The organism is Paenibacillus forsythiae T98, assembly GCF_000520735.1.
GTDB lineage: Bacteria > Bacillota > Bacilli > Paenibacillales > Paenibacillaceae > Paenibacillus_AQ > Paenibacillus_AQ forsythiae.
In genome coordinates this window covers 1-6,251 of record NZ_ASSC01000801.1, presented here as the reverse complement: position 1 = coordinate 6,251, position 6,251 = coordinate 1, and the positions used below count along the sequence as shown (strand labels likewise).

The 6,251-nt window shown below is 44.6% G+C and carries 7 protein-coding genes and 1 pseudogene; 7 read left to right on the top strand and 1 reads right to left on the bottom strand.

Annotation, left to right across the window (positions count from 1 at the left end; genetic code table 11):
- From L692_RS0124640 to L692_RS0124605, 7 genes and pseudogenes are all read left to right on the top strand, one after another.
- A pseudogene (locus L692_RS0124640) lies at positions 1 to 585 on the top strand (signal recognition particle protein); the annotation flags it as partial.
- Positions 586 to 1,037: 452 nt separating this feature from the next.
- Positions 1,038 to 1,310: a 30S ribosomal protein S16 gene (gene rpsP / locus L692_RS0124635; RefSeq protein ID WP_025335406.1), complete on the top strand. Its 273-nt coding sequence runs from the start codon at positions 1,038 to 1,040 to the stop codon at positions 1,308 to 1,310.
- 22 nt (positions 1,311 to 1,332) lie between these two features.
- Entirely contained in the window at positions 1,333 to 1,563 is a 231-nt protein-coding gene (locus L692_RS0124630) for a KH domain-containing protein (RefSeq protein ID WP_025335405.1), read from the top strand.
- Between the two features lie 154 nt (positions 1,564 to 1,717).
- Entirely contained in the window at positions 1,718 to 2,245 is a 528-nt protein-coding gene (gene rimM, locus L692_RS0124625) for a ribosome maturation factor RimM (RefSeq protein WP_025702590.1), read from the top strand.
- Complete coding sequence (gene trmD, locus L692_RS0124620) at positions 2,245 to 3,078, top strand: tRNA (guanosine(37)-N1)-methyltransferase TrmD (protein ID WP_025702589.1); 834 nt, start codon at positions 2,245 to 2,247, stop codon at positions 3,076 to 3,078. Before rimM ends, trmD begins: the two co-directional genes overlap by 1 nt.
- Before the next feature lie 978 nt (positions 3,079 to 4,056).
- Positions 4,057 to 4,317, top strand: a complete 261-nt coding sequence (locus tag L692_RS32150; protein WP_156940576.1) for a hypothetical protein — start codon at positions 4,057 to 4,059, stop codon at positions 4,315 to 4,317.
- A 381-nt stretch (positions 4,318 to 4,698) separates the two neighbouring features.
- Entirely contained in the window at positions 4,699 to 5,514 is an 816-nt protein-coding gene (locus L692_RS0124605) for a hypothetical protein (RefSeq protein ID WP_025702588.1), read from the top strand.
- 63 nt (positions 5,515 to 5,577) lie between these two features.
- Here the strand turns inward: L692_RS0124605 and L692_RS32145 are convergent, their stop codons facing one another.
- Positions 5,578 to 6,015: a hypothetical protein gene (locus L692_RS32145; protein ID WP_156940575.1), complete on the bottom strand. Its 438-nt coding sequence runs from the start codon at positions 6,013 to 6,015 to the stop codon at positions 5,578 to 5,580.
- Between the last annotated feature and the right edge of the window lie 236 nt (positions 6,016 to 6,251).

Below are 6,251 nucleotides of genomic sequence, written 5' to 3'. Positions count from 1 at the left end.
TTCGCCGCTCTCGGCGAGAAGATCGACGCGCTGGAGCCGTTCCATCCGGAGCGGATGGCTTCGCGGATTCTCGGCATGGGTGATATGCTGTCGCTGATCGAGAAGGCGCAGGCCAATATCGACGCCGACAAAGCGAAGGAAATGGAACGTAAAATGCGCAATGCGGAGTTTACGTTCGACGATTTCCTGGAGCAAATGGATCAGGTCAAGAAGCTTGGCCCGATTGATCAGATCCTCGACATGCTCCCGGGCATGAACAAAGCCAAGGGCATGAAGGATTTGAAGGTTGACGACAAGCAGATGGGCCGCGTTGAGGCGATTGTCAAATCGATGACCAGGCAGGAGAAGAGCCAGCCCGAGATTATCAACCACAACCGCCGCAAGCGGATCGCCGCCGGCAGCGGCACCTCGCTCGCTGAGGTGAACCGGCTCATCAAGCAGTTCGATGAGATGCGCCGGATGATGAAGCAGTTCTCCGGCATGATGGGCGGATTCGGCGGCGGCGGAGGCAAATCCGCCAAGAAGAACGCCATGAAGCAGCTTAAAGCGCTCGGCGGAAAAGGCATGAAGTTCCCTTTCCGTTAAGGATTAGCCTTTAATCTTTTATCGTGATTAACCATTGTGCAACATAGGTTAATCCGCCCTTAATCTTTTGCCCGAGATCAACCATTGTACAACATAGGTTGATCAGGTTCTTTAATCTTTTGTCTGAGATCAACCATTGTACAACATAGGTTGATCCGCCCTTAGTCTTTTGTCTGAGATCAACCATTGTACAACATAGGTTGATCAACTCTCTTTAATCTTTGGCAGTTAGTTTTTGGGGTTCAACCCGTTACTAGATAAATCCGCAGTCAAGCGTGTCCCGTCAGGGACGGAAAGCGATCATTACCCCAACTATCCAAGGTCCCGCCAGTCCACCCGCCAACGCCAATTGCCATTAGCGGGTGTCCAGAGGGCGGCAGCCCTTGGGGCCCTCCCCGGTGGGGAGGGTTTGGGAGGGGCTCCCCTGATACTCTTATAAGGAGGTGAATTTCGTGGCAGTACGTATTCGTCTGAAACGTATGGGTGCTCATAAAGCGCCTTTCTATCGTGTAGTGGTTTCCGATTCCCGGTCTCCTCGTGACGGTCGTTTTATCGAGGAAATCGGTTACTATAACCCGGTTGCACAACCGGCAGTAGTGAACATCGATGAGGAAAAAGCGCTCAAATGGCTTCAAACCGGTGCGCAAGCATCCGACACGGTTCGCAACTTGCTGAGCAAAGCGGGTGTGTTGAAGAAGTTCCATGAGTCGAAGTTGCAGAAATAATGACTGATTGCGAGGGTCCTCTATGGAAGAATTAGTTGCAGTTATTGCTAAGGCTTTAGTGGATCATCCGGAAGATGTGACGGTGCGGACCGTGGAGAAGGATCATCTGATTGTATATGAACTGTCCGTTCATCCTAATGATGTGGGCAAGGTCATCGGCAAGCAGGGACGGATCGCCAAAGCGCTCCGGACAGTCGTTACATCGGCAGCAGTCAAGAGCGATAAGCGCGTCACCGTGGATATTTTATCCTGAGAGGTGGCCGTTCAAAGAGGAGCTGGGGATCGCTGGATTCCGGCTCCTTTTGTTTAACTATAAAGAAGATCAGATGTGCCCTTGCGAAGCATAGGCTCGTTGCGCCGGGGAACGTTACTTATATAAAGATGAAGTGTAAAAGGGAGTGAATGGCATGACGGAATCGCTGTTAATGGTAGGCAAGCTGGTCAATACCCACGGGATTCGGGGGGAAGTCAAAATATTGTCCCGGACCGATTTTCCCGAGGTGAGATTTGCTCCCGGCAGCAAGCTGCTCATTATTCCGGAAGACGGAAAAGGCCAGATTGAGGTCGCCGTGGAATCGGCGCGTGAGCATAAGGGGATGTATATCGTCAAGTTGAAGGGCTATAACGACATCAACCAGGTGGAAAAGTATAAAGGCAGCCTGATTAAAGTTACAGAGGACGAACGGGTGGAGCTGCCGGAGAACGAGTACTATTTTCACGATATTATCGGCTGCGAGGTCTACACGAATGAAGAAGGGGAAACGTGGCTAGGCGTGATTTCCGAGATTTTGACTCCTGGAGCCAACGATGTCTGGGTCGTCAGACGTCCCAAAGGCCAGGATATTCTGATTCCCGTCATTGACGACGTGGTCCTTGATGTCGATGTGCCAAACAAACGGGTGAAGATTCAACTGATGGAAGGGCTGCTGTCATGATCAAGATTGATGTGCTGACGCTATTCCCGGAAATGTGTGAAGTGGTGTTCGGCACGAGCATTCTGGGCAAGGCGCGGGACAAGGGCATCGCCCGGCTGAATGCGGTGAACTTCCGTGACTACGCGAACAACAAGCACAGCAGCGTCGATGACACTCCTTATGGCGGGGGAGGGGGCATGGTGCTCAAGCCTGAGCCGATTTTTGCTGCGGCGGAGCATCTTCTGGACAACCTGGAGAGTCCGTCAGACTCAGCAGACGAAGCCAATGCAACGCCTCATGGAGAGGGCGCCAAACCGCGAATTATCCTCATGTGTCCGCAAGGCCGGCCTTTCGATCAGCGAGTCGCGGAAGAACTGGCCAGGGAGAAGCATCTTATTTTTATTTGCGGCCATTACGAGGGCTATGACGAGCGAATCCGCGAGCATCTGGTTACGGATGAGCTGTCCATCGGCGATTATGTGCTGACCGGCGGAGAGCTGCCCGCGCTTACGGTCATTGATGCGGTCGTCCGTCTGCAGCCAGGAGCGCTTGGAAACGAGTCCTCCGCAGTGACCGATTCGTTCAGCACGGGGCTGCTGGAATACCCGCATTACACGCGTCCGGCCGAGTTTCGGGGCTGGAAGGTGCCGGATATGCTGCTGAGCGGCCATCATGCCAACATTGAAGCGTGGCGGAGGGAGCAATCGCTGAAGCGGACGCTGGAGCGTAGACCCGAGCTGCTGGAGCGGGCCGAGCTTACGCCGAAAGACCATAAGCTGCTGGAGCGGTTGAAGACAGAATTAAATGAGGCGAACGCAGGCAACAGAAGCAAAGAGGAAGAGACGTCTTTTTAACAAATTTGTTAAAAAGGCGTCTTTTCCTCTTTATAGAATCACAATAGCCGTCATAAAAAGTTCAACAAAGCCATATATTGTTAAGGTGTCATTACCCGCAATTTTGGGTAATAAAGTAAGACGCCGTAAATATAGAAAAGGCTTAACCAGCGAAAGGATGAACTTTGAAATGACAACGAAGTCACATGAGGATTTTAAGCCGGATACGAACCCGATCCGCAAAGAGGCGGAGCCGCTCCGCACGGTCAGCGATATTATCGACTTCTATACGAACCGAAAATCCTGACGTTCCTGTCCAATGCCAGGGAGGAACACAAACCATCCATTAACCCTGCTAGGAGTCTATCGCCATCCATGCAGAGAGATATTTTCGAAAGAACCGCCCCATCCCTGTACCAAGACTTTAGGGATGGGGCGGTTCTTTGCCTGCCTGCACAGCAGCAATGAAAAAAGACCGTCCGAAGACGGTCCTTCTACCCGAGGCGCTTAACTTTCATGATCCGTATCCCGCGCCACCAAAAGCCGATTCATTAGCCAATGGTCCGGGTAAGGGATACGTTCAACATGTCATTATTAATGTGAACGCACCTCCTTTCCTTGTAACGATAGTATAGCATAGTATCCTGGGAATATCTATAAAATTCAAGATGGTTTTTGATATATTTTTTACTTGCAAGGGAGGACCGAAAAGTCGTATAACAATATTCGTCGCTGATATTTCGCAGTGTTATGCGTAAGGAACACCTGTAATGTTGGTTGTGACAGCATACTGGCGACTTACATATTATCGGGGTATGGCGCAGTCTGGTAGCGCGCACCCTTGGGGTCTGGAGTTCAGAATTATACGACTATTCCCTTATTTATCAATGTTTTTGACGCTTAATTTTGTACATTTGTGGTGCAAAGGTTAGCGGCTACATACATTATGAATTTAGCGCTTAATCATCGTATTCGATACGAAGGGTAGGCGCTTTTTATATGGATCAAAGAACAGGAAAACGGTATAAGAATGGTCGGTCACAAATCGGAGTAGATAAATCACTTGATGAATTGTTTGATGTTTTTTACAGCCCTAAGATTGCAGAAGGCCGATCACCACGAACGCTTGAGATGTACAAGGAAAGTTATCGTTATCTATGCGACTTCTTAACTTCTTATTTAATTGATCAACAGCCACATAAATTTGATGAATTTCTTCATCTTGATATAAGAGACGATTATGTATACATACTTGTTTAAACTTGATTAACGATAACTAGTTCTTTTGTCTTCAAAGAGTTAAAAACCAATCTGTCTACCAACTCTTTTGGTTCGAGTCAAAGTAACTTCTTTAATGGTCGCTCCGACTTGAATCTTCTTATATCCAGAGAATGCTTGTTTAATCTGTTTCTTGGTATAACGAAATAGTGAACCTCTCATACTATTCTCCTTTGTATTATTTCTCGGGTAATCGCAGAATAGTCTCAGCACCTCCAGTTGATAGATTCAAAGTAATGTACCATTATATTTACCCACGCTACAACTTACACCACTCAAGAATATTTTGTCACTTTTTATATTGTACTATTTTTCCTATGCTGTTAAAATTGTCGAGTCAAACATTAAGGGGGAAATATGGGAATGAAATTAAAAACCATAATAATAGCATTTTCTATCCTTTTATTAACAGCTTGCAATTCTTTTGATGTAGAAGAGGTCACTTCTGATGCAGACAAAGCATTCGAATCAAAAGACTTGGCTGCATTTAACACCGACATTCAGAAATTAAAGGATGAAGATAGTAAAGAATATGATACTTATCTAACTAAAATCAAGGAAAGCGATACCTTTAATATTGATTCATATCAAAACTATTCAGACATCAACTCAGGACTTTCATATATTACCAAAATTTCTAAAGAAGTGCCTGAGCTGAAGGAATATGCCGAGAAAAGTATTGATTCGTTTAATACTAGAAAAGTGTATTTTGAATCATTGAACGAATCAATCTTTTATATCATTCATCTACATGTCGAAACGATCAATAGCTTGGTGAGCAAATCCAATACATCTGCTATAATTTTTTATGATTCTCAACGTGTAGACGATGTAGTAAGCGAACTTAATCTTTTAAGTAGTTTTGTGAACTCAGATATCATTTCTTTAAAAGCTTTAAAAGCTCCTGAAAAACTTACTACTCAACACAATGAATACATCGAGTCACTAAAAAAATACAAATTATCTTTAGATGCAAAAAGTACATATATTTCAAGGAAAAAACCTCAAATTAATTCTTCTAATTCACTCTTAAAAGAAGGAAAGGATATCTTTGCTAAAAAAGAGACAAGTGATATGTATAAAGAAATTGAAAACCTATCTAGTGATGTTATAACCGCCTTGAACGATGTCAAACAAAGAGCAGAGATCCTTCAAACGTTTTTACAATTAAAAATTTAATTATATTGAGCTTCTCGTGTCATCGAAGAGATTACCGAGAAGCATTTTTCATAAAATTCAGTTTTAATGCGGTCTCCTATTCTCAGGTAGCAATGGGCAATTTGTGCCGACACACATCGCAGGAGTATAGCAAACAAAACAACAAGTGTAGCAACTAATTTTCTCACGCTTCATAGTACAATGCCTTACATCTTCGGCTAGACGTTCACATTTTTTAGACTCTTCTGTAGGGAACATTAATTGTTTACTCCATTTATTATTTTCTTCATATTTCCTTGCATAGTCCGTATTGGAACAATGTTCTCTTAGATATTTCAATATGTATTCACTTTTTTGGTTTTCCATTTTCCATCTCTTAATTCTAGACTCTTCTGGATCAACTCTTGGTCTATCAGTTAAAGAAAAACCATGCCTCCTCCTGCCTCGTTTCAACAATTTGTCATCTGTATATTTCATATCAGCAATAAAAGCTGCTGCATCATAACCTTTTAGTTCAATCATAGTTTCTTCCTTTCGTGATAAAAGTCGCATTTCGAAAGCAATTTATTTTGTACTTAATTCAATCTCTCTTTATAGCATATCTCTGACCTCACGGAAGTTCTGTTTGATTTCTTTTAAGATTGCTTATGTGATATACCTTTTCTCTTGTTTGTTCAAGATTCGTGGGATAATACAAACAAGAAATTATACATAAGCTAAACCGGCTGAACACCCTTATTGTGGACACCGCACCTCTT